The sequence below is a fragment of the Halalkalibaculum sp. DA3122 genome, from assembly GCF_043951865.1.
Classification (GTDB): Bacteria; Bacteroidota; Rhodothermia; order Balneolales; family Balneolaceae; genus JAMQKA01.
On the sequence record NZ_JBINJF010000088.1, the window covers coordinates 1 to 1,469 of the forward strand.

Genomic DNA, 1,469 nt, shown 5'->3' on the forward strand with positions numbered 1-1,469 from the left:
CCCGCCTCGGTATGGGATGAGTCCAGCCGGGAGGCTCACTGGCGGAACAGGCCGGAAGGGAAACCGTTTTTTTCGGTTATCAATCTGACTACGACCCATGAAAGCCAGGTGTGGCAGTCGGAGTTGCCCCTCAGCGTGGATCCGGATGCGGTACCGGTGCCGCCCTACTTGCCGGACACGCCGGTGGTTCGCCGGGATATTGCCCAGCAGTATACCAATATCGAGCAGATGGATCGCCAGGTGGGGCAGATCCTGGCAGATCTGGAAGAAGACGGGCTGGCCGATGATACCATCGTGTTCTTTTGGAGTGATCATGGAGGGGCGCTACCCCGGCAAAAAAGTTGGTTATATGATTCCGGCCTCCATGTCCCACTGGTCATCCGCTGGCCGGGGGAGATACCGCCGGGCCAGGTTAACAAGGAACTGGTCAGTTTTGTCGACCTGGCACCGACGGTCCTCTCCCTGGCCGGGGTGGATATTCCTGCCCACATGCACGGCAGGGCCCTGCTGGGTCCCAAACAGGGCCACCCGCCGGAATATATCTATGCCGCCGCCGACCGCCATGACGAGGTCCATGATATGATGCGGGCCGTTCGGGACACCCGGTTCAAATATATCCGCAACTACTTCCCAAACCAGCCCTACTGGGGCATGAACGAATACCGGCACCGGATGGAAATCTTTCAGGAGATCCTTCGGCTGCATGCCGAAGAGAAACTTGAGGGGGCAGCCAGCTTCTGGATGAAACCAACGCGCCCGCCGGAGGAGCTCTACGATATTACCGAAGATCCCCATGAGGTCCACAACCTGGCTGATCACCCGGGGTATCGGGCCGAACTTAAACGAATGCGGGGTGCTCTGGATCAGTGGATGGATGAAATTGGCGATATGGGGGATATCCCGGAGGAGCAGCTCAGGGAACGCTTCTGGCCGGGTGGGGAGCAACCGAATACGCAGGCTCCGTTTTTTGTGGTAAATGCCGCAGAGGATCGCGCCCGGACCTGGAGGCGGGAAGGAGGACAGTTCAGTCCGCCATACACGGTACAGATTACCTCGACCACCCACGGAGCCTCCGTTGTCTATACTACCGGACGGGGCGAGGATCCCGACTGGCAGCTGTATACCGGACCCATTCGGGTCGAGGACCCGTTGACCCTGAGAGCCAAAGCCGTACGATACGGGTATGCCGAAAGTGAAGAGATCAAAGGGGCGTTCGGTGTAAAATAACGTGAGAGCCTTTTGTGTTCTGAACACTCGGAAAAATAACTGTTTTAATATAAAAACTGGGATCATATGGATCGAAAAGAAAGCATAAAGACGATGGTGTTGGGAACGGTATCGCTGCCGTTGCTCAAAAGCGGGACTAAGTCAATACAAATAACAACCCCGGAAGAGGCACCCCTGCAGGCCGGCGGGGAGCCGATGCGCAGCCGCTGGGCCCGCTGGCCGGACGTGGAGTGGGCCGGCCC

1 protein-coding gene is annotated in these 1,469 nt (G+C 58.1%); it reads left to right on the forward strand.

Features of this window, described 5'->3' with window-relative positions; all coding sequences use genetic code 11:
- A partial coding sequence (locus ACG2F4_RS19285; RefSeq protein WP_395262576.1) for a sulfatase-like hydrolase/transferase occupies positions 1–1,227 on the forward strand: 1,227 nt, incomplete at its 5' end.
- Positions 1,228–1,469 lie beyond the last annotated feature (242 nt).